This is a genomic window from Bradyrhizobium sp. Ghvi (genome assembly GCF_900115265.1).
Taxonomy (GTDB): domain Bacteria; phylum Pseudomonadota; class Alphaproteobacteria; order Rhizobiales; family Xanthobacteraceae; genus Bradyrhizobium.
Map to the genome: position 1 here is coordinate 38116 of NZ_FOVU01000003.1, position 24132 is coordinate 62247.

Below are 24132 nucleotides of genomic sequence, written 5' to 3' on the forward strand. Positions count from 1 at the left end.
GATGTCGCCGCTCGTGCCACCGACCGGGCAAGGATCGACCGCGGCGCCGAAGCCTGCGATCGTGTTCATGATCGCCTGGGCGGTCATCGTGGCGGCGCTCGGCCTTCCCGCGATCAAGACCGGCGTGTTCGACGCGCTGTCGACCGACGACGCCATGCGCCTGGTCGAAGTGCGCGATCTTCTGGTCGGCCAGGGCTGGTTCGACCTGACCCAATACCGGCTCGACCCGCCCGGGATTGCCATGCACTGGTCCCGCATCGTCGATGCGCCGCTGGCCATGCTGATCCTCCTTTTCCGCCCACTGCTCGGCCAGCACCAGGCCGAAGCGCTCACGCTGGTACTGTGGCCCTCGCTGTTGATCGGCGCCGCGCTTTGGCTTGCAGCGGCGATCGCAAGTCAGGCAGGCGCCCCGGCAGACAGGCCGCGGACACGGCTTGCGGCCATTCTGGTCACGGCGCTTGCGATCCCGGCCCTGATCCACTTCCGTGCCGGCGCGATCGATCATCACAATCTGCAGATGGTGCTGCTGCTCGGCTTCGTGCTTTGCGTTTCCGATTCCGAACACCATCCGGCCAGGGCGGCCATGGCGGGATTCCTCGCGGCGCTTTCGCTGTCGATCGGATTGGAAATGCTCCCCGCCATCGCCGTGGCGAGCGCGGCCGTGGCGGCGCTTCTGGTGTGGAAAGGCACCGATGTCCTGCGTCCCGTCTGCGCCTTTGGTGCAAGCCTGACCGTCTCGTCATTGCTGCTGGCGCAGCTGCTGCTCCCGATGGGCAGTCTCTTCGATCCGGTCTGCGATGCCTTCGGCGGCCCCATCCTGCTGCTGTGCGCGGGCGGCGGCATCGCGCTGCTCGCGGTTGCCGGCGTGAGCCATCTGCGCCAGGGCTCGTGGACGCGGCTGACGGCGAGCGCGCTCGCCGGCGCGCTCCTGCTGGGCGCGTTCTTCAAGTCGTACCCGGGCTGCGTGGCGTCACCTTATGCGCAGGTCGATCCCCTGCTCGTCAGCTTCTGGCTTGGCCGCGTCGCCGAAACCATGCCGGTGAGCGAAGTGGCCCAGCTGCAGCCGCAGAAACTGCTGGGCTATTATGCGTTCCCATTGCTGTCGCTCGGCCTGTGTGTTGCGGCCGTGATCGGCTGCAGCCCGCAAGCGCGCTTTCGTTGGATCGTCTCGACCATCACGCTCGCAGCGCTGTTCGGCGTGAGCCTGTGGGAATTGCGCGGCGCCGCTGCCGCCAACATCGTTGCTGCGCCGCTATGCGTCGCCGGAATCGTCAGGCTTCGCACCAATGTCGTGGCGGGTTGGCGGCTGGTCCGTGTCGCGCTGCTCGTGTCGCCCGCCACGCTTGGCGGCATCGGCTTGGCGGTCTGGCCGGCACTCGCCGCCCGCACGGCCGGGCCTGGGATCGCGACGCCCGATCTCGGCACGTCCTGCCAGACCATCTCCAGCGTCGCGCCGCTCGCCGACCTGCCGCCCGGGTGGGTGATGGCGCCAATCGATTCCGGTCCTGCGATCCTCGCCGCCACAGAACACTCCGTCTTTGCCGGTCCCTACCACCGCAACAATGACGGCAACCTCGTCATGGTGCACACGATGATGGATACACCGCAAGCCGCGCGCGACATGCTCCGCGCCCGGGAGGTCGACTACATCCTGACATGCAACGGCTCTGTCGATCAGCAGGACCTCGTGCGCCTCGCGCCTGGTGGTCTCGCCGCGCAGCTCGGCCGCGGCGAAGCTCCGGATTATCTGGAGCCGGTACAGACGGTATCGAAACCAGGCTGGACCGTCTGGCGCGTGCACAAGTAAGGGAGCGCGAGCCAGGCGAGCCGGATGCCTGGCGGCATCGTCGAGAGAGCACTTGCGCGGACTGATACCCCTCCGGCATCATGGAGGCGGAGGCTCGTTTCTTTGTGTCATTGAAAAATCCGGACGCAGTTGCTGCCATCGTGTCGGCGCTTCGTCACGTCCACGGCGACGACGTCGCGCGACTGATGCTGGTCGAAGGCATGAGCCTGGCCAATTTGCTCGATGCGATGTTCTCGGCGCCGCTGACGCACCGCGAGGCTGTCCGGGCGATCACCGACGGGCTCGATGATTTCGTGATCACGCCGGAGTTGGGGCTCGTGTGGCATCTCAAATACATCTACGGGGACGAACCCGGCTCCCTGCATGTCGTGGACATGGAGATCGCCACGCCTGATGGCACGCTGGCGAGCCAGGACGTATGGCTTCGGTTGGCGTCGTGAGATGGGAGCCGGTGCGACGAAGTGAGCCGCGCATCGCTCTCATGTCCCGGACGCGCTGCAACGCGCGCGTTGCCGCGCAGAGCCGGGACAGAAAGCCCCAAGCGAGATCGCGGAAGGATGGGCCCCGGCTCTGCAGCGCACCACGTCGCAAGGGCGACGCGCTGCGCTGCGTCCGGGGCACGAGGGCTGAGTTGTGGCGCATCTGCATCCACATCGTCATTGCGAGCGCAGCTATCGCGGGTCGGCAAAGCGCAGCGTGCCCACCCTACGAGAGCGGAGTTACTCGACGACCTTCGCGCGGTCCTTCACGGGAATCACGAGCTTCAGGCCGGACCAGACGTCGCTCACGGCGCAGATCTTGATATCGACGAGGCCATTGGCGAGCGCGGTCTCGCGCACCAGGGCTTCGGTGACATCGGTCGCGACGCCTGAGGCCTTCTTCGGCCAGGACGCCCAGATCATGCCGTCGGGTGCGATCGCCTTGCGGTAGCTGCGCAGTTTGGTGCCGAGGCCCTTCGCCTCGGCTGCGAAGAGATGCACCATGTCGAGCGGCGCCTTGGCGGTGCTCGCGATGCTCACCCCGTCAGGCAGTTCGCCAACGAGATCGCGATAGGGCGCGCTAAGGCCGTCCACGAAAATACAAAAGCCCGGCTTGATGCCGAGCTTTTGCACTAACGGTTTGCCGGACGTGCCGGCCATGAGGCGCAGCCGTTATGCCTGCGGCTGCGGCTCCAGACCGGGATCCGCATCGGGTCGTGGGCGCGGCGACTTGCCGGCCGGCGGCACGGCGGAGGCACGGGGCGTTGCCGGCTCGAGCACGGACTCGCGGTTCGGCTTCTTGCCCTTGAGCAAATCGACGATTTCGTCACCGCTCAGGGTCTCGAACTCGAGCAGGCCCTTGGCCAGGGCTTCGAGATCGGCGTGCTTCTCGGTGAGGATGCGGGTCGCCTCCTTGTAGCCTTCCTCGACCAGGCGGCGGATCTCGGAGTCGATCTTCTGCACGGTCGCTTCAGAGGCGTTCTGCGTCCGCGACACCGACATGCCCAAGAACACTTCGTCCTGGTTCTCACCATAGGAGACCGTGCCGAGCTCTTCCGACAGGCCCCAGCGCGTCACCATCATGCGGGCCAGGCGCGTGGCCTGCTCGATGTCGGAGGCGGCGCCCGAGGTCACCTTCTCGCGGCCGAAGATCAGCTCTTCGGCGACGCGGCCGCCCATCATGATGGCGAGCCGCGAGGTCATCTGCTCCAGGGACATCGACAGCTTGTCGCGCTCGGGGAGCTGCATGACCATGCCGAGCGCACGGCCGCGCGGAATGATGGTCGCCTTGTGGATCGGATCGGTCGCGGGCACGTTGAGGCCGACGATGGCGTGGCCGCCTTCGTGATAGGCCGTGAGAAGCTTCTCTTCCTCGGTCATGACGAGCGACTTGCGCTCGGCGCCCATCATCACCTTGTCCTTGGCCTCCTCGAACTCGGCCTGGGTCACCATGCGCTTGTTGCGACGGGCGGCGGTCAAAGCGGCTTCGTTGACGAGGTTCATCAGGTCGGCGCCGGAGAAGCCCGGCGTGCCGCGCGCGATGGTCTTGAGGTTGATATCCGGCGCCAGCGGCACCTTGCGGACGTGAACCTTCAGGATCTGCTCGCGGCCGACGACGTCGGGGTTCGGCACCACGACCTGACGGTCGAAGCGGCCGGGACGCAGCAGCGCGGGATCGAGCACGTCAGGACGGTTGGTCGCGGCGATCAGGATCACGCCCTCGTTCGCCTCGAAGCCGTCCATCTCGACCAGCAGCTGGTTCAGCGTCTGCTCGCGCTCGTCATTGCCGCCGCCGAGACCGGCGCCACGATGACGACCGACCGCGTCGATTTCGTCGATGAAGATGATGCAAGGCGCGTTCTTCTTGGCCTGCTCGAACATGTCGCGGACACGGCTCGCGCCGACGCCGACGAACATCTCGACAAAGTCCGAACCCGAAATGGTGAAGAACGGCACGTTGGCTTCGCCCGCGACCGCACGCGCGATCAGGGTCTTACCGGTGCCGGGAGGGCCGACCAGCAGCACGCCGCGCGGAATGCGGCCGCCGAGGCGCTGGAATTTGCCGGGGTCGCGGAGGAATTCGACGATCTCCTGCAGGTCCTGCTTGGCCTCGTCGACGCCGGCGACGTCCTCGAAGGTGACGCGGCCATGCGCTTCGGTCAGCATCTTCGCGCGCGACTTGCCAAAGCCCATCGCCTTGCCGGCGCCGCCCTGCATCTGCCTGGACAGGAAGATCCAGACGCCGATCAGCGCGATGAACGGCAGCCAGGAGACCAGCAGCGAGACGAACCACGGCACGTTGTCGCCCGGCGGCTTGGCCGTGATCTGCACCTTGCTGTCATACAGGCGCTTCACCAGCGTCGGATCGTTCGGCGCATAGGTCTGGAAGCTCGAGCCGTTGGTGAAGGTGCCGTGGATGTCAGGCCCCTGGATCACGACGTCGCGCACGTTGCCGCGGTCAACTTCGCTGAGCAGCTGGGAGAAGGCGATGTCCTGCGAGGAGGCCCGCTGACCCGGATTCTGGAAGAGCGTGAACAACGCCAACAGCAGCAAAACAATGATGACCCAGAGGGCGAAATTGCGCAGATTGGCGTTCATCGATCTTCCTTCGTGGTCGCGCGGATCGCGGCCTCATCCTTGGGCTCTACGAGGAAATCCCCAAGGAATCCTCATCGTTAGACGCATACAATTTAGGTGCCGCCCCGGTCGCTGCCAAGGGAACGCGATGGGACTATTTAGCTCATCTTAGCGCGATTCCCGCTGAAATAATGGCGCCCGAGGCGGGGTTTTTCCTGCCTGGTTAAGGTGTCCTGACGGCAGGCCGCAGAAACAGCCGGTGTCATGATCCGCCCTCATTGCCCCCTGAATCCCGCTTTGGACCGCCGGGCCGGCGCAGGCGCGACGTGGATACGCCCCCCGGCAAGGCTGATCAAGGCTCCCGCAAGGGTCTGCTTCAAAAGGGCACGGTCCTTTGCGCCTGCACGGGGCTTTCCGGTCGTCGCCAGCTCCACGGCCTGATCCAGCGCGGCCAGGAGCGCCTCGACCTTGCCGAGTTCCGCCGGCCCTTCGTGCCCGTGGGCGTTGATGGCCCGCAGCAGCAGCCGCAGCCGGACTTCTTCCGGCAGGCTCGCGAAGGACGAGGCCTCGAAGCTGCGAACGCCCGGCTGCGGCGCAGGGCCGCGATCCCGCAGGCGGAGGAAGCGCTCGGCACCATCGGTCAGCACCTCGACGGCAGCGTTCGCCCGGGCAAGCCGCGCCGAGAGCCGCGCGAAGGTTCTGATATCGCCGCCCTCGGCCGCGAGTTGCGGCAGCAGCGCCCGCAGCCGCGGCCGCGTGAAAGAGGCGTCGCGGTTGGTGGGATCCTCAACGAAGCCGATCCTGGCGCGCTTCAGCGTCGCGATCAGCTGCGATTTGGGCACGTCGAGCAGCGGCCGGGCCAGCACGATGCCGTCGCGCATCGACAGGCGCGCCATCGCCGACAGCCCGGCAATGCCGCTGCCGCGCAGCAGCCGCATCAGAAGCGTCTCAGCCTGGTCGTCGCGAGTATGGGCGGTCAGCACGTGGCTCGCGCCGGCAATGCGCGCGGCCTGCGCCAGCAGGCGATAGCGTGCTTCGCGCGCGGCGGCGGGTAATCCCGTCGTCGGCTTGGCGCCGCGCCAGCGCAGCGTCCGGTGGGCAAGGCCGAGCTCGGTCGCGAGCCGTTTGACCTCGCGCGCCTCGCGCGCCGCCTCCGTCCGCAGGCCATGATCGACGGTGACCACGTAGAGTTCCGGGCCGCGTGCAAGGCTGCGCCGCCAGCGCGCCGCGAGCCACATCAGCGCGACAGAGTCGGGGCCGCCGGACACCGCGAGCACCAGCGCCGGCGCGTTTCTGAACTCGGCGAAGAGCTGCTTCGCCGCGCGCGCGGAGATCGGAGAATTGTCGTCGTCTGACATGACGCGGCCCTGGCAGCAGCGAATGGCGGCGCAAGTCTAGCGCAGCATCGTCCGCGTTGTCAGCGTCCGCACGGTGCGATCGGTCGCGAGCGCCGCCCGCGATGCTTCACCTCTCCCCGCTGGGGAGAGGTGAAGCACGATGCGCGCGCCAAGTCTAACTCTCTAGCACTTCACCCGCTTCTGCTCGCGGTCGACGGCGGCTTTCACGCCGGCCGAGGCCCGTGGATATTTGCGGCCCACCTCGCCGAAGGCGGCGCAGGCTGCTTCCTTCTCCTTCAGCGCGGCGAGCGACTGACCGAGCCGCAGCAGCGCATCCGGCGCCTTGGCCGATTTGTCGTATTTGGTGGTGACGGCGAGGAAGGATTCGGCGGCATCGCGATATTGCTGGCGCTGGAAATAACTTTCGCCGAGCCAGTATTGCGCATCGCCGAGCAGCGGGTCGTTAGGATATTTGGCTGCGAAATTCTTCATGGTCTGCTCGGCCAGCGCATAGTCCTTGCGCTGCATGTAGCCGATGCCGAGATCGAACTCGTCGCGCGGTGTGGCCGAGGGCGGCAATGTCGCGAGCGCGGGGCCACCACCTTGCGCGGGACTGCCTTGCTGGGCCGGCGGATAGCCCTGCTGGGCGGGTGGATAGGCTGGCTGGGTCGGCGCTGCGGCTTGCGGATAACGGCCGCCATTGGCGCTCAGATCGAGCGGCTGCTGACCACCGCCGAGCGCGCGCGGCGCGCCTGGCGCATTCGGATTCTGGTTCGGGTCGAACGCATCGCCGCGGCGGCGGCTGCCGGGAGCGCCGGGGCCCGGCTGCTCCTGGACGATCGGTGCGGGAGAGGCGATCTGCGGCTGTTCGTAATTCGGCTGCATGGCCTGCTGCTGCGGCGGCGGCTGGCGATAGCCGGGGGCGACCGGGTTCGGTGCGATCTGGGCCGGCGGCATCGCGGCGACATTGGGCGCCTGCCCGGGCGCGCCTTGCGCCCCGCCCTCGAGCTGGCGGATGCGATCCTCGAGCTGGCGGTTGCGATATTGCAGCTCTTCGTTCTGGCCGGTGAGCTGGCGCAGCTGGTTCTCCAGCCGCTCGATCCGCATCTCCGGATCATCGTCCTGCTGGGCGAAGACGGGCGTGCACAAGGGGAGCAGCGCGGCGATGGCCACGGTGCCGGTAAAGACCTTAAATCTGGATGACATCTTGCCCTGACGACGAAAGCGAAATGGCCTGCGACGGAACATGCGACGCGCCACACATTGAAGGGGAGTACGCCAAAACTGTGGCTGCCACCAAGGGGTTTTAAATCACAGGTCGCTGAAACGAAACCGGCGCCCGTGAGGGCGCCGGCATATTCGGTTTGCAAAGATGAACGGCGCCTGAAGCCTCAGGAGCTGGCGTTCAGCACGGTCACGGCACGACGGTTCTGCGACCAGCAGGAGATGTCGTTACACACGGCCACCGGGCGTTCCTTGCCGTAGGAGATCGTGCGCATGCGGTTCGGATCGATGCCGCGCGAGGTGAGGAACGAGCGCACCGACTGGGCGCGGCGTGCGCCGAGCGCGATGTTGTATTCGCGGGTGCCGCGCTCGTCGGCGTGACCTTCGATGGTGAAGGAGTAGCGCGGATAGGTCTGCAGCCACTGCGCCTGCTTCTCGAGGGTCACGATCGCCTGCGGGGTCAGATCGGTCTGGTCGCTCTCGAAGAACACGCGATCGCCCACGTTCACCACGAAGTCCTGCTGGCTGCCGGGCGTCGCGGCGCTCGCATTGGCGTCCAGGCCCGCGTTCTGCTTGGCGCAGGCGCCCATCGACAGCGCGATCGCGACCACTGCAGCCAGCTTCAATCCCTGGAGGATACGCATAGGATTCATCATTCCGGAGCCTCCACGCTCACGTTCGTCCACTGCTGTCCGGTCTACAGGGGGTTGGTTAAGCGAACGTTCCGTCAACCTTGACGGAACCTTGCTTCAGCCGGTCAAATGCCCCCAACCAGCGAAAAGCACCCATCATGGTTAATGGGTTGTAAATGTGGCGCGAGGGTGAAGGCAAGCCGGGTCGACACGCAAAAACGACGATTCCGCTCGCGTTTTAGCCGATTTTTCCATCAGGAGGATGGAAGGAGGCCTTCAAGAGCCGCCGCACGTGAGGCCCGAGCGGTGCCTGCCACGAGCACCGGGCGCGGCACGGCGGCGCGGACATTGCCCCGCTCGAACAGCATCCGCCGCTCGAACGCGCTTGAGCGCATGATGGGGAAGCGGGTCAGGACGCGCTCGCGCAGGCTGCGGAAATCAGACGTCATCAATGCAACGTTGATGTGCAGGTTCGGAGCCGAGCGCGGCCCGGTGATGGGCTTGTGGAGAAAGACCCGACGGTAGAACGCCTGATGTTCGGCACGAACCGCGGCAAGCCCGGTATCGGCCCTGAAATGTTCGCAGGCAAGATAAGCGAGCCGCAGCGTCAGATAGGGGAGCTCGGGAAACTTCTTGGCCTTCTCGGGGTCAGCAACGAAACGACACGGGTCAACGAAAATCTCGCCCCGATCGAGGCGCGGGTAAAGCACATCGCTGAACAGGTCACTGGTATGGGAGATTCGCCATTCCGACGTCAGGACGTGGAGGCGAAGAGAGCTGCAAAGTTCCCCGTCGACATAGACCCCGAACGTCCACGCGTTGGGCGCATCGTCATAAGGATCCGTGACGCGCTGAGACTCCGATTCGGAGATCAACCCGCCGTGCAGATAGCCTCTGTAGCGCAGCGCGCAGATGCGATCTCTGTCTTCCGGACTTTCGATGAGGCGGTAATCGATTCTGTCGAAAATCCCTGCCCCCCGCATAGAAAGCGGGGCGCGCGGCTCGGCCCGGGATTCCATCTGATGCTCCAAACGCGATGAACAACTTCCGCGAGTTTGGAAAGATTAATGACTCCTTAACAGGATTGCAAAGGCTTGAATTGATTAGGGTTAACCTCCGTATGACTACGGAGACGCTGCAACGGATTGAAACGACGCGAGATTTGAGAGAAATCGGGATGTCAGGCGAACGAGCGCGAGGAGATCGCGACGAGCGGCTCATCCACGCGACGGCCATGCGAGGCGTTGAGAAGCTGACGCACCCGCACCGCCGGCACCGGTCGGCTGAACAGATAGCCCTGCCCTTCGCGGATCGTACCGTCGGCGCTGATCAGCTCGAGCTGCTCGTTGGTCTCGATGCCCTCAACCACGACCGACATGCCGAGATCGGCGGCGAGCCGCGCCACACCGCGCAGCAACGTCAGCGGCCGATCGGTATCGATGCCCTCGAGGAAAGAGCGATCGATCTTCACCTTCTGCATCGGAAAATTATGCAGATAGCTGAGGCTCGAATAGCCGGTGCCGAAATCATCCAGCGAAATGCGCACGCCGAGCGCATGCAGCTGCGACAGGACGTCGTGGGTGAGCTGGGTATTACGCAGCAGCGAGGATTCGGTGATCTCGATCTCCAGGCGATTCGCCGGCAGGCCCGACACTTCGAGCGCGTAGCGGATCTCGCTCAGCACGTCGCGCTGATGGAATTGCTGCGGCGAGAAGTTGACGGCGACGCTCACGCCCTCCGGCCACTTCATGCATTCCATGCAGGCGCGGCGCAGGATCCAGCGGCCGAGATCGACGATCAGGCCCATGTCCTCCGCGACCGGGATGATGTCGACGGGGGAGACCGTGCCGCGCACCGGATGGTTCCAGCGCAGCAGCGCCTCGCAGGTGGTGATCTTGCCGGACTTCAGATTGACCAGAGGCTGATAGAACAGCTCGAACTCCTCGTTGGCGAGCGCCTTGCGCAGGTCGAGCTCGAGGATGCGGCGCGCCTCGACGGTCGCCGCCATCTCGTCGCGGAAGAAGCAGAAGGTGCCGCGGCCGTCGGCCTTGGCCTGGTACAGCGCCATGTCGGCATTCTTGAGCAAGGTGTCGGCGCTGCCGCTGCCCGGCGAGGTCAGCGCGATGCCGATGCTGGCTCCGATCTCCACCAGATGGTTGTCGATGCGATAGCGCTCGCTGAGCCGCTCGACGATGCGGCGGGCGAGGCTCGCGGCGTCTTCGGGCGAATTGATGTTCTGCTGGAACACGACAAACTCGTCGCCACCGAAGCGAGCGACGAAATCCTCCGGCCGCAGCATCTCGCGCAAACGATTGGCGACCGCGCAGAGCAGCTGGTCGCCGCAGGGATGGCCGAGCGTGTCGTTGACCTGCTTGAACTGGTCGAGATCGATGAATAGCAGCGCGGAAAGGCGCTCGGCATGGTTGGCGTAGGCGAGCAGGCGCTCGATCTCGTCGCGGAAGGAAACCCGGTTGGGCAGCGCAGTGAGCTCGTCATAGCGGGCGAGATGGCTGATCTTCGCCTCGGCGTTCTTGCGCTCGGTGATGTCCTCCAGCAGGACGACGGCGCCGCCGTCCGTCATCGGCTGAATGGTCCAGGACAAGGTCCGGCCGCGCCCGGAATGGGGATCGGCAGTCACGATCTCCTTGATCTCTGCCTCGCGGACGCTGTGCAGGATCAGCTCACCACTGTCCGCCGAGATTGCCCCACCGGAGATGCAGGCCGACACGATATCAGCGGCATTGACTCCGCGCTTCACCAGATCGTTCGGCAGCTCCATCAGCTCGACGAAGCGATGGTTCATCACCGCCAGCCGTCCATCGGCGCGGAACATGCACAGCCCGTGCGGCATGTTGTTCAGTGCGGTATCGAACTGACCAGCGAGCGCCGCTTCGCGCTCGCGCGCTATGACCGCCCGCATGAAGATTCTATGCAGATTGGCCGAGAGCTTCACCAGGGTCACGAGAAAGACCGCGCTCACGACGGACATGGCTATGTAGTAAGGCGTCCCGCGCAAGGCCAGCGCGATCACGGTCGGACCGAAGATCAGGCTCACCTGAATCTGAAAGGCCCACTGCCGTCCGTAAGCCCTGCCCGCGCCGCCCGCAGCGAGCCCGGTGGTGACCGACAGGGCGATCATGTGGGCGACCGCGTCGTCGGTCCACAAGAGCGTGGCGGAACACCAGATTCCGATCGCAGCGGCCTGGACCGTCGTCCCGAGCTGTGACCACGTCTGCCACCTCGCAGCTTCGTCGACGGTCAGCGGAGATTTGCGTTGCTGATAGCGGCGTAGCCCAAAGGCCCGGAGGACTCCCGTGAGGACAAGCAGCGCCACACAGCCCCAGATGACAACGCTTTCCGTCTTCAGCGCGGTCAGGGAGGCCGCGATGACTGCGAAGGCCAGACCGGCGAGCAAAGGACCCGGTGCTTCAAACAACGAATCGAGCAGCGCCGCCGAAATCGTAGATGACGTCGGCCACCGATCAGGCTGTCCGCTTTGACTTGCAAGTTGCATTTTTCGGGCCGCACGCGTCCTGTCTGCGCGCAGTTTTACCCAGACCAGATGAAGCCTTTCTGAGGGAACATCGTTAAAGTCGGGTTGTTTTTCGGCAATAGCGAAACCGTTTCCGCTGAAATATCAAACAACTGGGCAAGCATTGCCCAGCGCAAGGTGAAGGAAACCTTGCCGCGTTCGCAGAAAGCGGAAAAATCGGCGTTCTTTTTCGAAAAGATCGCGCGTTGCCAGCCGCGCGATCGATCTACTGGCCCGCGGTGGCGGACAAGAGCGGCGACCACGCCGGGTCGGAGGCGAAGCCCGGCGTCGGGACCTTTTGTTCAAAGCGGCCGGAGATGTCGACGCTGAACAGCGACGGTCCGGAATTGCCGCCGGGATCGCGGAAGAACATCACCACGCGTCCGTTCGGCGAGAAGGTCGGGCCTTCATTATGGAAGCCGGAGGTGAGCAGACGCTCGCCGCTACCGTCAGGCTTCATCACGCCGATCGAGAACTGCCCGCCGCCCTGTCTGGTGAAGGCGATGTAATCGCCGCGCGGTGACCACACCGGCGTCGAATAGGTGGCGTTGTTGTCGTCCTTGGAGAAGGAGATGCGCTGTGCCTGTCCACCGCCCGCCGCCATCACATAGATCTGCGACCGGCCGCCGCGATCTGATTCGAAGCAGATGCGGGTGCCATCAGGCGAGTAGGACGGAGACGTGTCGATCGCCGGCGTATCGGTGAGACGCGTGGTCGAGCGCGAGCGCAGATCCATCACGAACAGGTTGGAATTGCCGCCCTGCTGCAAGCTCATGATGACGCGCTGGCCGTCCGGCGAGAAGCGCGGCGCAAAGGTCATGCCGGGGAAGTTGCCGACGATCTCGCGCTGGCCGGTCTCGATGTTGAAGAGATAGACCTTCGGATCGCCCTGGCCGAACTCCATATAGGTGATTTCTTGCGAATTCGGCGAGAAGCGCGGCGTGAGCACGAGGTCGGCGCCGCGGGTGAGATAACGCACATTGGCGCCGTCCTGGTCCATCATCGCGAGCCGCTTGACGCGGCGCTCCTTCGGCCCGGACTCGTCGACGAACACGACGCGGCTGTCGAAATAGCCCTTCTCGCCGGTCATCTGCTCGTAGATCTGGTCCGAGATGATGTGGGCGATGCGGCGCCAATATTCGGGCGACGTGAAATATTGCTGGCCGGCGAGTTGTTGGCCGGTGATCACGTCCCACAGGCGGAATTCGGCCTTGAGCCGTCCGTCCGGCTGTCGCGTCATGCGGCCGGTGACGAGCGCCTGGGCGTTGAGGGTCTTCCAGTTCTGGAATTGCGGCGCGACGTCGATGCTGTTGATGCGCTCGATGAAGGCGGCCTGATCGATCGGGGCAAACAGTCCCGAGCGCTTCAGATTGTTGGTGATGACCTGCGTGACGCCGTTGCTGACATCGCCGTCGGCCGGCGAGCCCGGCACGAAATTGGTGATCGCGATCGGGATCGGGCGAAACTCGGTGGGATCGATGCGAAGCCGCGGCTGGCCTTGAGCCAAGGCATGCCCGCCCCCGAGCATCGCGAGCGTCGATCCCGTCAGGGTCATGAAACGGCGGCGGTTCATCGATCGGACGTCATTCATCGCAAAATTCTTTTGTTTGGATGTCACAACATATCTTTCAGACCGAAAGTCATCGGAATGACCTTCCAGCTGTCGTATTGCTGCTTCGGCAGGAACGAATAGACTTGGCATTGCACGATGGCACGCTTGGCGCTCTCCGCCACCGCCTGGGCGATCGAGCGCGACGGTCCGCGCACCGCGACGATGACGGGCTCGGACGCGAGCGATCCGTCAATCCTCATGGGAATGTCGATATCGGCTTCGTACTGATTGGCGTCCTGCCCGTTATAGGTGGGCGTGAAGCAGCGCTTGACGGCGCCCTGGAATGCACCTTGCCAAGTCGCGACATTGTTGGCGGCTGTCCCTGAGGTCGAGCCCAGCGATGCCGACGCATTCAGTGTCGAGCCCGTCAGCTCGTGCCGGGTCGCAGCCCGCTTGTCGAGATCGCGGGCAATCTGCGCGGGATCGAAGGTGCGTTCCTTCGGCTTCGGCTGCGGCTGCACCGCCGCGACCTTCTGCTCCACCGGCTTCGGCGGCGGCTTCTTGGTGTCCAGCTTCTTCTGCAACTCCGCGATCGGATCTTCCTTGGCCGGATCAGGCTTCTTTTCCTGCGGCTTCGGCTCTTCCTTCGGCTTGGCCTCGGCGACCGGCTTCGGCGGCTCGGGCTTCTTCTCGACCGGCTTTTCGACAGGCTTCGGCGGCGGCGTATCGGGGGTCGAGTTGGTCTTGATCAGCTCTTTCTTCTCGGTGACCTTGCCGACGGCATCTTCCTCGGGCTTGGCCTCGGCGATCTTCTCGACCTTGGGCTTCGGCTCTTCCTTCTTGCCGGTCTTCTGCCCGTTGGTGATCTGCGCGAGCTGATCGCTGGAGATGATGTCGATCGGAAGCGACTCTTCCGGCGCGATGAAGGCCTTGCTGCTAAAGGTGAGCAGGCCCCATCCAATCACGAGGACGTGGAGGGCAATCGACGCAACCAGTGTCTTGTCGACATTCACCTTCACTGGCCTAGGACCCCTGATCCACTTCCGTGACGAGCGCCAGCTTCTTGAAGCCCGCGCCAGACAGGAGCCCCATCACCTTGGCCACCGTGCCGTAATCCGCCTTCTTGTCGGCACGCAGATAGATGCGTTCCTCGAGCCCGCCTCGCGCATCCGTGATCGCCTTCAGCTTCGGGATCAGATCGGTCAGCGCGACCTCCGCGTCGTTGATGAACACCTTGCCCTTGACGTCGACCGACATCTGGAGCGGCTTCTGGTCGTTCTGGTCGAGGCTCTTGGCCTGGGTCTGCGGCAGATCGAGTGGCACCCCGACGGTGAGCAGGGGCGCCGATACCATGAAGATGATGAGCAGCACCAGCATCACGTCGACCATCGGCGTGACGTTGATCTCGGCCATGACCGGCTTGCGCCGGCTGCGACGGCCGCCGCCTCCGGACGAACTAGCTACGTTCATGCCCATGGCTTGATGCCCAATCTCGCCTTCACACTATACATGCCGCCCGTCAGCCCCGCTCGTCGATCTGGCGGGACAGGATGGCCGAAAATTCATCAGCGAAGCCTTCGAGCCGCTGGGCTTGCCGGTTCACCTCGGACGTGAACTTATTGTAGAAAATAGTGGCAGGAATGGCGGCGATAAGGCCGACCGCCGTCGCAAACAGCGCTTCCGCGATACCGGGCGCCACCACCGCCAGAGAGGTATTTTTCGACGCCGCGATCGACTGGAAGCTCGACATGATGCCCCAGACCGTGCCGAACAGGCCGACAAAGGGACCGGCCGAGCCGACGGTCGCGAGCACCAGGAGCCGGCGTTCCAGCCGCTCGACCTCGCGGGCGATCGAGACGTTCATGACCTTGTCGATCCGCATCTGCAAGCCCGCGACCGAGCGGGCGTGGCTCTCGAACGAGCGCTTCCACTCCCGCATTGCGGCGACGAAGCAGGCCGCCATCGAATGGGTCGGCTTGGCCGAGAGCGTGCGATAGAGCTCCTCGATCGACTCGCCGGACCAGAACGCCTGCTCGAACCGATCCATCGAGCGCCGCGTGCGCGCATAAAGAAAGATCTTGTCGATCGCGATCGCCCAGACCCAGACCGAGCAGGACAACAGGCCCAGCATGACGCATTTCACGATCCAGTGAGCCTGCCAGAACAGCGCGATCAGCGACACGTCGGCGGAGGCGGCAACCGGAAGGGCGGACTGAGCCACGTCGGCCGGATTCATCAGAAATATCCTCTCAAGGCGATCGTTACCTGTGTCCCGGTCGGCCAAATGGCGGCCGGTTCCCGTTTAGCCGCGCTAGAACCGGCGCGGCCGGCAAGCCCGCTCAAAGCCTTGTCTTTCTGGGATGCAGGGGCTCGTCCAAAGCCGCCGCCTGCATTCCCTGCCAAGATGTCAAAACTATGGGCCTCGACGACAGCTCCGGGCGTGATTGTCCAGAAATACCAGAGCCCGGCGATGGTTAATGCCGGGTTACCAGAGACGAATTTGGTTCCGGGAAAGGAAGGCGGCCCAGAGGGATGGGAGACACGATCCCGTGTCCGGGACGCACTGCAACGCGCTTGGCGTTGCCGTGCAGAGTCGGGATCCAGAAGCCGCCGCGCTGCGTCCGGGGGCACAGAGTTCCGCTTCCTCCCTGGCTGATTTCCGCTCGAAGGAACCAGTGAACGCCGCGGTAAATTATCCCGAAAATCACTTTTGGCGAGGATTTGCCATGAGCATCAACCCCAAGACGACCGCCGCCATCGGCGACCATCCACTCCACCCCATGATCATCCCGTTCCCCGTGGCGTTCCTGGTCGGCGCGCCCCTCGCCGACCTGGCTTTCGTCGGAACCGGCGACGCCTTCTGGGCCCGGGCCGCCATGTGGCTGATCGGCGCCGGCATCGTTATGGCGCTGGTCGCAGCAGCAGCCGGCTTTACGGACTTCTTCAACGAATCCCGCATTCGCAGTCTGAACGACGCCTGGTACCACATGATCGGCAACCTTGCGGCGGTCGTACTGGCGCTGGTGAATTTCTACCTGCGCTACGCGCAAGGCACCGAGGCTGCGATCAAGCCCTGGGGCGTGGTGCTCTCGCTGGTGGTGGTCGGCATTCTCCTGTTCACGGGATGGAAGGGCTGGGAGATGGTCTACCGCCATCACGTCGCGGTGCTGGACGCGCCGGGCCAGACCAGTTCAGAGCCGGTCACGCCGCATCATGGCGGCGAAAGTCACCGCCGCGCCGCTTGAGCGAAGAGCGCGTCAGGCCGAAGCGACAGGTTCGGGGCAATTGGTCAGTCGCGCCGGATTGCCGACCGCCGTGCAGCCGGCGGGAACATCCGATGTGACGACCGTGCCGGCGCCGACCTTGGCGAAATCGCCGATGTTGACGTCGCCCAGAATGCTCGCGCCGGCGCCGATATAGACATGGCGGCCGATGCGCGGCGAACGCGTCGGGCAGTTCACCGGTGCGGCCGATGCCGACGTTTTGCAGAATGGTGACGCAATCGCCGATCACGACCTTGGCGCCGGTGACGATGCCGCTGGCATGGTCGAGATAGACGGCCGATCCGATTGCCGCGGCAGGATGGATGCTGACGCCGTGATCGCAGCTTCTGCCATCCTCGCCTCCGGTATTTTGATGCCTCCTAAATAGATCTGCGCAAGTGGGCGCAACGCCCCGCCTTCAGCGTGACTGAGCCGAGCATCATGCCGCAGCTCCCCCGTGAGGCTACGAGCTTGCGGGCCAGATGCTCACGCCCATATAGTCCGGCGAATTTTCGGCCGACGCAGTGTTGGCCGGGATGTCCAGAGCATCTCATTCAAGCCCGCGCGGTGGTCCGCCATCCCGCGGGTTTTTCGTACCCGATGGTCTTCGGCCCGGCCGAAGCAAATCCCAGATACCAATATCAGAGGCTACGCCAAGACATGTTGCCCAACGCGCCCGCCGACGACCAACACGACGACATCATGTACCCGTCCGCTGTGCCTTTCCTGCTGGTCCATCTCGGCTGCATCGCGGCGATCTGGTCGGGAATCACCTGGCAGGCGCTCGCGATCTGCGGTTCGCTATATGTCGTGCGCATGTTTGGAATCGGTGCCGGTTACCACCGCTATTTCTCCCACAAGGCTTTTGCGACCAGCCGGCTGTTTCAATTCATCCTCGCCTGCCTCGCGCAAAGCAGCGCGCAGAAGAGCGTGTTGTGGTGGGCGGCCAAGCATCGGCACCATCATCTGCATTCGGATACTGAACACGACGTGCATTCGCCGCGTCAGCGCGGCTTCCTGTACAGCCATCTCGGCTGGATTTTTCACCGGCAGCATGATGCGACCGACCTCGTCAAAGTCGGCGATCTCACCGTCTATCCGGAGCTGATGTGGCTGCATCGGCTGGAGCTGCTGCCGGCCGTGACGCTTGCGGTGCTTTGCTTCCTGGCTGCGGGATGGTCGGGCCTCGTCGTCGGCTTCCTGTGGAGCACGGTGCTGGTCTATCACGCGACGTTCTGCATCAACTCGCTCGCCCATGTGCATGGACGCAAGCGCTACGTCACGGGCGACGATTCCCGCAACAACTGGCTGCTGGCACTGCTCACTCTGGGCGAGGGCTGGCACAACAATCATCACGCCTATCAGAGCAGCGTCCGACAGGGCTTTCGCTGGTGGGAAATCGACGTGACCTATTACGCCCTGAAAATCCTATCCTGGTGCGGAATCGTCTGGAACATGAAGGCGCCGCCCGAGGTGGTGCTGCGCAACGAGCAGCCGCTCGGCGCGCGAGTCATCCATCGCGCAGCGCGCGAGCTTGCCGAGCGGTTCGACGCGCACGCGCTGGCGCACGCGATCTCGTCGGCGCTGCACCGGGCTGATCGCGCCCAGCTGCAACTGCCGTCGCTGCACGATATCCTCAACCGGGCCCATGAAGGCGTCGATGCGCTGACGCATCTGCATCTCCCGAAGATTCCGACCCGCGAGGAATTTCTGGCCGAGGCTCGCGCGATGTTTGCGCGAACGAGATCGCTCAACGAAATCGTGGATCACGCCTACGAACATTTTCTGGCCTCGGTTCGCGCCCGGGTGGCCACGGTGATCTGAAAGTCGCCCAATCGCCCCGGGCAAACGGCGCGCGCGTGAGTCTCACAGGCGCGCCTCCTCCATCTCACCGCGCCGGCCCGTTGGTTTGATTGCTGTGATCGAGATAGGCCAGCGCCAGCTTGAGTTGGGCGTCGTCGGGTTTCCCGATCAGCTCCGCCTTGATCGGCGGTGAGGAGATCGGCTTGGCCTGGCCGGTTTGCGCCTGCGCCGGGCTCCCGTTGAGCGAGCCCGGATTGGCAAGTGCGCCGGTGAGCGAGCTTTCCCGCAGCACTGCGCCACCCGCGATCTGCTGATCCTTGGGCGCCTCCGCTACGACGTCGGGCGCAATCCCTTCATCCTGGATCGAGCGATTGGACGGCGTGTAATAGAGCGCTGTCGTCAATCTGACCGCGCCGTGCCCTTTCAGCGGGATCACTGTCTGCACCGATCCTTTGCCAAAGCTCTGGGTGCCCATCACCGTGGCACGATGACGGTCCTGCAAAGCGCCGGCTACGATTTCCGATGCCGAGGCGGAAGCGCCGTTGATGAGCACCACCACCGGAACGCCGGCAAGCATGTCGCCGTGGGCGGGTGCGGCAAAGCTGTGGTTCTCGCTGGCGTCCCGCCCACGGATGCTCACCACCGTGCCGCCGTCGAGCAGGTCGCCCGCGACGTCGACAGCAGCCGTCAGCAGTCCGCCCGGATCGTTGCGCAGATCGAGCACCAGTCCTTTCAGCTTGCCATTGGACTCGCGTTGAAGATTTTCCAACGCGCTCTTGAATCCGCCGGAGGTGTCTTCGCCGAACTGGCTGATGCGAACGTAGCCCACGCCGTCCGGCTCCAGCTTCGACTTGACCGATTCCACCTTGATGATTTCCCGCGTCAACGTGACCTCCAGCGGCTCCTGTTTGCCGCGGAGCAGTGTCAGTGTCACGCTCGAGCCCGGGTTGCCGCGCAACACCGCGACCACCTTGCTCAGAGGCATGCCGCGCGCGCTGGCGTGGTCGATCAGAAGGATCTGGTCACCCGGCTCGATTCCGGCGCGCGCCGCAGGCGTGCCGTCAATCGGCGAAATGACCTTCGGCAAGTCGTCCTGTTCGCTGATCTGGATGCCCAGCCCACCGAACCGGCCCGCCATGTCTGCCTGAGACTGCTTGAATTCAGCCTCGTCCATGTAATCGGAGTGCGGATCGAGGCGGTTGAGCATGCCCTTGAGCACGTCCTTGGTCAGCTCATCCGAACCGATCGGATGGACATAGCTGCGATTCACGAGCTGGATGACACCCCCGATCAAGCCGAGATCGGCGGCCTGAGACTCGTCGCCCTGCATGGCAACGGCGGCGAACAAAGGGACGGCAACGAGACAGGCACAGAGAGACGTCGCAATCAACAGGCGGGGTTTTGTCATCAAAGCCTCGGTTCGCAAGAGCGGATGGCGAGGAGGCGCGGCCGGAATCCCGCGGCGTTAAAGCGAGAGGGCACACCTCCAATACATTGAACGCAAACAGGAGCAGGACGTTTCAGCCGGCGCTGACCGAGCGCCTTGACGGCGATCTCGACCTGGTTCCCCGGCAAACCGCGAAGGAGCGCGCGGATTCCGTCACCAAAAACCAAACCGCCCGCCTGCGAGGTGCGCAGGCGGGCGGCTTGAGGCCATCAGGACTTTGGGGGCATGCGCCTGAAGGCTTTGAGAGGTCTCAGCCCTGCTGCTGGTCGGTCGGCGGCGGGGTCGGACGCGTCTTGTGCTGGGCCATGAACTGGTCGAACTCTTCCTTGTCCTTGGCGTGACGCAGACGATCGAGGAAGTTCTTGAACTCGACCTGCTCTTCCTCGAGACGGCGCAGCGTTTCAGAGCGGTACTCGTCGAAGGCGCGGTTGCCGGAGGACGGCGGGCCAAAACCAAAGCCGAAGCCGCGGCGCTCCATGCGGTCGCGCATGCGGTCCATCTTGTACTGCATCTTCTCCATCTTGTTCTGCCAGCGATCCTGGTTGCTCCAGCACGACATTCTTCTGCTCCCGAGTGTGAAAAAGAGAAGGGCAAGTCCGATCGGCCACCAGATGATGAAGCCGAGGATGGTCACGGCAATCCAGCCAGGATGCCAGGGCGTATCGAGCATGTGGGGCCGCTCGTAGGATTGGTATTGGTCCGAGGGGCCGCGCCAGCGATTGACATCAGCGGTGTAGGCCATTTCCCTTCTCCATCACGGCATCAGCGCCGTTGTGAATGTAAATAACATTTACATAGCTAGACCATCCCGCGGTTTTGTCAAGCTGGCCGCCAGACACGGTCTCGGGATTATTTGCGCAACTTTATTTCGGCTTACCCCACGGCCCGCCTGGCGGCACGCCAGAACCGGAGGAGGCCTCCGGCGGCACCGGGGGCGGCTCGGCGCCCTTGCCCGCCGGCCGGCGATCGGTTGGGAAGCCGAGCCCGCGCAGATAGATCAGCACCTCGGCCTCGAGCAGCTCGTCCGGCGACATCGGCAGCTTTCGGCGCGCGGCATCGCCACGCGAGAACAACGAGGCAACGCCGTGCGACATCGACCAGATGTGCAGCGCCATCATCATCGCCGGTGGACGCGGCGTGCCCGGCGGCGCGAGCGCCGCGAGCCGCTCGGCGGCAGCACGAATGATGTTGAAGGCGCGTTCGCTCGCAGCCTGCAGCGCCGGATTGGCGTCGACCGGCAGCCCGGATTCGAACATCGCGTTGTAGAAGGCCGGCTCCTCGCGGGCGAAGGCAAGATAGGCCCGGCCGACGCGCTCGAACGCCGTGACCGTGTCGGGCCGCCCATCGTCCCAGGCCGCGGTGAGGCGCGATTCAAACTGCTCAAAACCACGCTGAGCGATCGAGGACAACAGCTCGTCACGGTCGCGAAAATGCCGGTAAGGCGCCGCAGCACTGACGCCGGCCATGCGTGCGGCATCGGCAAAGGTGAACCCGGCCGCCCCCTTCTCGGCGATCAGCCCGAGGGCGGCCTGCAGAAGTGCTTCCTTCAGATTGCCGTGGTGATAGCCGCGCTCGGCGCGGCGCTGCTCCTTGCGCCAGCTCATGTGAACGACTTTTACATGAGCTGCGCGCGAAGGTCACTATCCCTCTCCCCGTCATTCCGGGGCGATGCGTCAGCATCGAACTCTCGGGCGCAATCGCGCCCTCGAGAATCTCGAGATTCTCAGGTGCGCAATTGCGCACCATAATTCGGTCCCGCGGACCGCCCCGGAAGGACGAGACCGCCTAACCGCCCGGGATCGGCAGTACCGGCATGATCTCGACGCGCTCCCCGGGGAAGATCGCGAAATGCGGATGGTTCTCGAACATCTTTGCGGCCGCCTCGTGCGAGGCGGCGCGAACCACCGTGAAGGCGCCCATCTCGTTGGCGATGTCGGTGATGCCTTTGCCGTCGACCTTCTTGGTCTTGCCGAGAGGACCGCCCATGGCCTGGATCGCGCCCTGGTGCTTCTCGACCCAGCCTTTCCAGGCCGCCATGCCTTCCTGCTCCTTCGCCTTGCGCTCGGCCTCGGACATCGCATTCCATGCCGCCCATTTCGGCCCGGTCTTGCTGCCGAGGAAGACGGCGAGATAGGTGTCGGTGCTCATGGTTCTCTCCCTTGTTTACATCTTCAAATCGCAAAACCGGCAGCGGCGGCCCGGATATCGGGCGGGAAGTCGGCCATTTCCTGCACCTGGCGGATTTCGATGATCTCGTTGGCCGCGGCCGGGCACTTCTTCGCCCAGGCAATCGCCTCATCGCGCGAGCCGACCTCGATCATCCAATAGCCGCCCAGCACTTCCTTGGCTTCCGCGAACGGACCGTCGGTGACGACAGGCGCGCCGGTCGCAAACGAGACGCGGGCACCCGTCGACGGCGGATGCAGCCCATCCAGGGTGATCAGCACCTCGGCATCCTTCAGGTCCTCACTGTAGCGCATCATCGCGGCAACGCGTTCGGGATCGAGTTGCACATCCGCTGGCGCGGTCTCGTAGCCGAGCGGGATCATCAGCATCATGAATCGCATGCGGTTCCTCACCAGCTTCGTCGTTCCCTTTGTAAGACGAACGGCTTCCTGCAAGACCGACATGCCCATGAAATTATTTCGGAGGTCGCTCATCGCTTGCGCCGGGCCAACTAAACTGTCATGCCGCAGGTTCGACCAAAGGACCGCGTCATGCCCCCCTCCCCCGCCAAAGTTGCCCTCGTCACCGGTGCCGCACGCGGGATTGGACTGGCCACAGCGAAGCGCTTTCTTGCCGAACGCTGGCGCGTGGCGCTGCTGGACATTGCCGGAGAGCTGCAGGCCAGCGCAGCAGCGGCGCTGAAAAGTCCTGATGACACACTGGCCATCACCTGCGACGTGTCCGACCCAGCCGCCGTGGGAGCTGCAATGGCCGCGGTGATGAGCCGCTTCGGTCGGCTCGATGCTCTCGTCAACAATGCCGGCGTTGCCGTGTTCGCTCCGGTGCTGGAAACCACCGACGCCGACTGGAACAGGATCATGGCGGTCAATCTCACCGGCCCTTTCCTCTGCACCAAGGCGGCCGCGCCGCTGATGCGCGAGCAAGGCGGCGGCGCCATCGTCAACGTCACCTCGATTTCGGCTGTGCGCGCCTCGACGCTGCGTTCTGCCTACGGCACCAGCAAGGCCGGGCTCGCGCATCTCACCAAGCAGCTCGCAGTCGAGCTCGCCTCCCTCAACATCCGCGTCAACGCGGTCGCGCCGGGGCCGGTCGACACCGCGATGGCGAAGCAGGTGCACACGAAGGAGATCCGCGCCGACTATCACGACGCCATTCCGCTCAACCGCTACGGCCTGGAGGAGGAACTCGCGGAGGCGATCTTCTTCCTGTGCTCGGAACGGGCGAGCTACATCACCGGCCAAATTTTGGCCGTCGATGGCGGCTTCGATGCGGCCGGCATCGGCCTGCCGACGCTGCGTGGCGAACGAAGGAACGGGTAGGACCTGGAGGGTGGGTTACGCCTTCGGTTAACTCACCCTACGGAATCGAGTTCGTGGAGTGCTTCATGCGATGCGTCACATTCGCCAAGGTCTTGCTCCTCTTCGCAGCCCTGCTGTTCTCTATCCCGGCCCGGGCCGAGATCCGCATCATTCAGAGCCCTGGCGGACAAGTCGGGCCGTTCCTCGACCTGTTCGAGAAGGTGCGCGAAAGCGGCGAGCGCGTGGTGATAGACGGTCCCTGCCTGTCGGCCTGTACGCTGGTGCTCAGCATCGTGCCGGGCGAGCGCATCTGCGTCACCAAACGCGCCGTGCTCGGCTTCCATGCCGCGCGTTCAATCGACCGGCGTGGACGCTTTTATGCCGAGCCGGAAGCATCCGAAGCCGTGCTTGCGGCCTATCCCGGCCCGGTCCGCAACTGGATCAGCCGCCGCGGCGGCCTCACCTCACGGCTGCTCCTGTTGAAGGGCCACGACCTCGCCGCGATTTATCCACGCTGTCGATGACATCTCGACCTCAGATGCCGGTGTGACCGCGATGAATCCTCACGGAGATATGCGCCGACCAACAGCCATCCCAAATTGGCTGTTTCTAGTAGAGGACAACCTGGATCACCGGCGCGAGCTTCACGCTGGCGCAGATCAGCATTCCCCACAGAGCAAAATTGATTTGTAGCGCCGCCGCCATCGGTCGCTCCCTTCCAAGTCACGCCCGCCCTAATTTGTAGTTATTATGAATATGATTAGCGATTCGGGCACGAAGTTCACAGCCTAATCTTGCGCCAGTTGTTGTGCGATGCGGTCCAGGCCATGTCGCAAAGCCGCTCGCGCTCTTCTCAAAGATAACGACGAGCGCACGAATCTCGTTTCGGCCATGCCAGCGACGTCGTTTTCCCTCAAGTCCGAGCTAAGCGTCGCGATGCAAAGTTATCCACGCGGATTGCGCGGAAGGTCCGGCATGACCCGACACATTCTCG

At 64.3% G+C, this 24132-nt stretch carries 23 protein-coding genes and 1 pseudogene; 6 read left to right on the top strand and 18 right to left on the bottom strand.

Features of this window, described 5'->3' with window-relative positions; all coding sequences use genetic code 11:
• Position 1: 1 nt before the first annotated feature.
• Both BM374_RS11370 and BM374_RS11375 read left to right on the top strand, forming a co-directional pair.
• The gene (locus tag BM374_RS11370) at positions 2 to 1807 is read left to right on the top strand and encodes a hypothetical protein (protein ID WP_092292044.1); all 1806 of its coding nucleotides are present in this window, start codon (positions 2 to 4) and stop codon (positions 1805 to 1807) included.
• A gap of 80 nt (positions 1808 to 1887) precedes the next feature.
• Positions 1888 to 2247, top strand: a complete 360-nt coding sequence (locus BM374_RS11375) for a hypothetical protein (protein WP_092292046.1) — start codon at positions 1888 to 1890, stop codon at positions 2245 to 2247.
• 279 nt (positions 2248 to 2526) lie between these two features.
• On the opposite strand, the gene BM374_RS11380 is transcribed toward BM374_RS11375, so the two are convergent.
• From BM374_RS11380 to tolQ, 12 genes are all read right to left on the bottom strand, one after another.
• Positions 2527 to 2946, bottom strand: a complete 420-nt coding sequence (locus tag BM374_RS11380; protein WP_092292048.1) for a DUF3052 family protein — start codon at positions 2944 to 2946, stop codon at positions 2527 to 2529.
• 12 nt (positions 2947 to 2958) lie between these two features.
• Positions 2959 to 4884 carry an ATP-dependent zinc metalloprotease FtsH gene (ftsH, locus tag BM374_RS11385; RefSeq protein WP_092292050.1) on the bottom strand — a complete coding sequence of 642 codons (1926 nt, stop codon included), beginning with the start codon at positions 4882 to 4884 and terminating at the stop codon, positions 2959 to 2961.
• A gap of 254 nt (positions 4885 to 5138) precedes the next feature.
• Positions 5139 to 6221 carry a tRNA lysidine(34) synthetase TilS gene (tilS, locus tag BM374_RS11390; protein ID WP_092292052.1) on the bottom strand — a complete coding sequence of 361 codons (1083 nt, stop codon included), beginning with the start codon at positions 6219 to 6221 and terminating at the stop codon, positions 5139 to 5141.
• 162 nt (positions 6222 to 6383) lie between these two features.
• Positions 6384 to 7406, bottom strand: a complete 1023-nt coding sequence (gene ybgF / locus BM374_RS11395; RefSeq protein ID WP_092292054.1) for a tol-pal system protein YbgF — start codon at positions 7404 to 7406, stop codon at positions 6384 to 6386.
• A 185-nt stretch (positions 7407 to 7591) separates the two neighbouring features.
• The gene (gene pal, locus BM374_RS11400; protein ID WP_092292056.1) at positions 7592 to 8080 is read right to left on the bottom strand and encodes a peptidoglycan-associated lipoprotein Pal; all 489 of its coding nucleotides are present in this window, start codon (positions 8078 to 8080) and stop codon (positions 7592 to 7594) included.
• Between the two features lie 230 nt (positions 8081 to 8310).
• On the bottom strand, positions 8311 to 9075 hold the full coding sequence (locus tag BM374_RS11405; RefSeq protein WP_092292058.1) for an N-acyl amino acid synthase FeeM domain-containing protein: 765 nt from the start codon (positions 9073 to 9075) through the stop codon (positions 8311 to 8313).
• 161 nt (positions 9076 to 9236) lie between these two features.
• Positions 9237 to 11570: a putative bifunctional diguanylate cyclase/phosphodiesterase gene (locus tag BM374_RS11410; protein WP_092292060.1), complete on the bottom strand. Its 2334-nt coding sequence runs from the start codon at positions 11568 to 11570 to the stop codon at positions 9237 to 9239.
• Positions 11571 to 11605: 35 nt separating this feature from the next.
• Positions 11606 to 11851 carry a hypothetical protein gene (locus BM374_RS37840; RefSeq protein WP_143270176.1) on the bottom strand — a complete coding sequence of 82 codons (246 nt, stop codon included), beginning with the start codon at positions 11849 to 11851 and terminating at the stop codon, positions 11606 to 11608.
• Positions 11815 to 13161, bottom strand: coding sequence for a Tol-Pal system beta propeller repeat protein TolB (tolB, locus tag BM374_RS11415; RefSeq protein ID WP_177248311.1), 1347 nt, complete (start codon positions 13159 to 13161; stop codon positions 11815 to 11817). Before tolB ends, BM374_RS37840 begins: the two co-directional genes overlap by 37 nt.
• Positions 13162 to 13202: 41 nt before the next feature.
• Positions 13203 to 14159: a cell envelope integrity protein TolA gene (tolA, locus tag BM374_RS11420; RefSeq protein ID WP_092292064.1), complete on the bottom strand. Its 957-nt coding sequence runs from the start codon at positions 14157 to 14159 to the stop codon at positions 13203 to 13205.
• A 4-nt stretch (positions 14160 to 14163) separates the two neighbouring features.
• The gene (gene tolR / locus BM374_RS11425; RefSeq protein ID WP_092292066.1) at positions 14164 to 14616 is read right to left on the bottom strand and encodes a protein TolR; all 453 of its coding nucleotides are present in this window, start codon (positions 14614 to 14616) and stop codon (positions 14164 to 14166) included.
• Positions 14617 to 14659: 43 nt separating this feature from the next.
• On the bottom strand, positions 14660 to 15376 hold the full coding sequence (gene tolQ, locus BM374_RS11430) for a protein TolQ (protein ID WP_027532430.1): 717 nt from the start codon (positions 15374 to 15376) through the stop codon (positions 14660 to 14662).
• A 490-nt stretch (positions 15377 to 15866) separates the two neighbouring features.
• Here tolQ and BM374_RS11435 point away from each other — a divergent pair, with 490 nt between their 5' ends.
• Positions 15867 to 16385: a DUF2231 domain-containing protein gene (locus BM374_RS11435; protein WP_092292068.1), complete on the top strand. Its 519-nt coding sequence runs from the start codon at positions 15867 to 15869 to the stop codon at positions 16383 to 16385.
• Positions 16386 to 16397: 12 nt separating this feature from the next.
• Here the strand turns inward: BM374_RS11435 and BM374_RS39950 are convergent.
• Positions 16398 to 16734 (bottom strand): annotated as a pseudogene (locus tag BM374_RS39950) (serine O-acetyltransferase); the annotation flags it as partial.
• Between the two features lie 329 nt (positions 16735 to 17063).
• Between BM374_RS39950 and BM374_RS11445 the strand changes: the two are divergent.
• Complete coding sequence (locus BM374_RS11445; RefSeq protein WP_092293383.1) at positions 17064 to 18227, top strand: acyl-CoA desaturase; 1164 nt, start codon at positions 17064 to 17066, stop codon at positions 18225 to 18227.
• A gap of 64 nt (positions 18228 to 18291) precedes the next feature.
• On the opposite strand, the gene BM374_RS11450 is transcribed toward BM374_RS11445, so the two are convergent.
• The 5 genes from BM374_RS11450 to BM374_RS11470 all read right to left on the bottom strand — a co-directional run bounded on the left by BM374_RS11450 (position 18292) and on the right by BM374_RS11470 (position 22220).
• Positions 18292 to 19614 carry a S41 family peptidase gene (locus BM374_RS11450; RefSeq protein WP_092293385.1) on the bottom strand — a complete coding sequence of 441 codons (1323 nt, stop codon included), beginning with the start codon at positions 19612 to 19614 and terminating at the stop codon, positions 18292 to 18294.
• 289 nt (positions 19615 to 19903) lie between these two features.
• Positions 19904 to 20395, bottom strand: coding sequence for a DUF2852 domain-containing protein (locus BM374_RS11455; RefSeq protein ID WP_092292070.1), 492 nt, complete (start codon positions 20393 to 20395; stop codon positions 19904 to 19906).
• A gap of 121 nt (positions 20396 to 20516) precedes the next feature.
• Positions 20517 to 21257, bottom strand: a complete 741-nt coding sequence (locus tag BM374_RS11460) for a TetR/AcrR family transcriptional regulator (RefSeq protein WP_092292072.1) — start codon at positions 21255 to 21257, stop codon at positions 20517 to 20519.
• Between the two features lie 181 nt (positions 21258 to 21438).
• Positions 21439 to 21801 (bottom strand): YciI family protein, encoded by a 363-nt coding sequence (locus tag BM374_RS11465; RefSeq protein ID WP_092292074.1) that lies wholly within the window; start codon positions 21799 to 21801, stop codon positions 21439 to 21441.
• Between the two features lie 23 nt (positions 21802 to 21824).
• Positions 21825 to 22220 carry a YciI family protein gene (locus BM374_RS11470; protein WP_092293387.1) on the bottom strand — a complete coding sequence of 132 codons (396 nt, stop codon included), beginning with the start codon at positions 22218 to 22220 and terminating at the stop codon, positions 21825 to 21827.
• A gap of 150 nt (positions 22221 to 22370) precedes the next feature.
• Between BM374_RS11470 and BM374_RS11475 the strand changes: the two genes are divergently transcribed.
• On the top strand, positions 22371 to 23159 hold the full coding sequence (locus BM374_RS11475) for an SDR family NAD(P)-dependent oxidoreductase (protein ID WP_092293389.1): 789 nt from the start codon (positions 22371 to 22373) through the stop codon (positions 23157 to 23159).
• A 65-nt stretch (positions 23160 to 23224) separates the two neighbouring features.
• The gene (locus BM374_RS11480; protein ID WP_092292076.1) at positions 23225 to 23662 is read left to right on the top strand and encodes a hypothetical protein; all 438 of its coding nucleotides are present in this window, start codon (positions 23225 to 23227) and stop codon (positions 23660 to 23662) included.
• Positions 23663 to 24132: the final 470 nt, after the last annotated feature.

Coding starts and splice junctions, on each gene's coding strand:
- BM374_RS11370 (WP_092292044.1), top strand. CDS start 2: ATGTCGCCGCTCGTGCCACCGACCGGGCAAGGATCGACCGCGGCGCCG.
- tilS (WP_092292052.1), bottom strand. CDS start 6,221: ATGTCAGACGACGACAATTCTCCGATCTCCGCGCGCGCGGCGAAGCAG.
- tolB (WP_177248311.1), bottom strand. CDS start 13,161: ATGAACCGCCGCCGTTTCATGACCCTGACGGGATCGACGCTCGCGATG.
- BM374_RS11455 (WP_092292070.1), bottom strand. CDS start 20,395: ATGGCCTACACCGCTGATGTCAATCGCTGGCGCGGCCCCTCGGACCAA.
- ftsH (WP_092292050.1), bottom strand. CDS start 4,884: ATGAACGCCAATCTGCGCAATTTCGCCCTCTGGGTCATCATTGTTTTG.
- BM374_RS11410 (WP_092292060.1), bottom strand. CDS start 11,570: ATGCAACTTGCAAGTCAAAGCGGACAGCCTGATCGGTGGCCGACGTCA.
- BM374_RS11465 (WP_092292074.1), bottom strand. CDS start 21,801: ATGAGCACCGACACCTATCTCGCCGTCTTCCTCGGCAGCAAGACCGGG.
- BM374_RS11450 (WP_092293385.1), bottom strand. CDS start 19,614: ATGACAAAACCCCGCCTGTTGATTGCGACGTCTCTCTGTGCCTGTCTC.
- BM374_RS11375 (WP_092292046.1), top strand. CDS start 1,888: ATGGAGGCGGAGGCTCGTTTCTTTGTGTCATTGAAAAATCCGGACGCA.
- BM374_RS11445 (WP_092293383.1), top strand. CDS start 17,064: ATGTTGCCCAACGCGCCCGCCGACGACCAACACGACGACATCATGTAC.
- BM374_RS11405 (WP_092292058.1), bottom strand. CDS start 9,075: ATGGAATCCCGGGCCGAGCCGCGCGCCCCGCTTTCTATGCGGGGGGCA.
- tolR (WP_092292066.1), bottom strand. CDS start 14,616: ATGGGCATGAACGTAGCTAGTTCGTCCGGAGGCGGCGGCCGTCGCAGC.
- BM374_RS11435 (WP_092292068.1), top strand. CDS start 15,867: ATGAGCATCAACCCCAAGACGACCGCCGCCATCGGCGACCATCCACTC.
- pal (WP_092292056.1), bottom strand. CDS start 8,080: ATGATGAATCCTATGCGTATCCTCCAGGGATTGAAGCTGGCTGCAGTG.
- BM374_RS11380 (WP_092292048.1), bottom strand. CDS start 2,946: ATGGCCGGCACGTCCGGCAAACCGTTAGTGCAAAAGCTCGGCATCAAG.
- ybgF (WP_092292054.1), bottom strand. CDS start 7,406: ATGTCATCCAGATTTAAGGTCTTTACCGGCACCGTGGCCATCGCCGCG.
- BM374_RS11460 (WP_092292072.1), bottom strand. CDS start 21,257: ATGAGCTGGCGCAAGGAGCAGCGCCGCGCCGAGCGCGGCTATCACCAC.
- BM374_RS11475 (WP_092293389.1), top strand. CDS start 22,371: ATGCCCCCCTCCCCCGCCAAAGTTGCCCTCGTCACCGGTGCCGCACGC.
- BM374_RS11480 (WP_092292076.1), top strand. CDS start 23,225: ATGCGATGCGTCACATTCGCCAAGGTCTTGCTCCTCTTCGCAGCCCTG.
- tolQ (WP_027532430.1), bottom strand. CDS start 15,376: ATGAATCCGGCCGACGTGGCTCAGTCCGCCCTTCCGGTTGCCGCCTCC.
- BM374_RS11470 (WP_092293387.1), bottom strand. CDS start 22,220: ATGCGATTCATGATGCTGATGATCCCGCTCGGCTACGAGACCGCGCCA.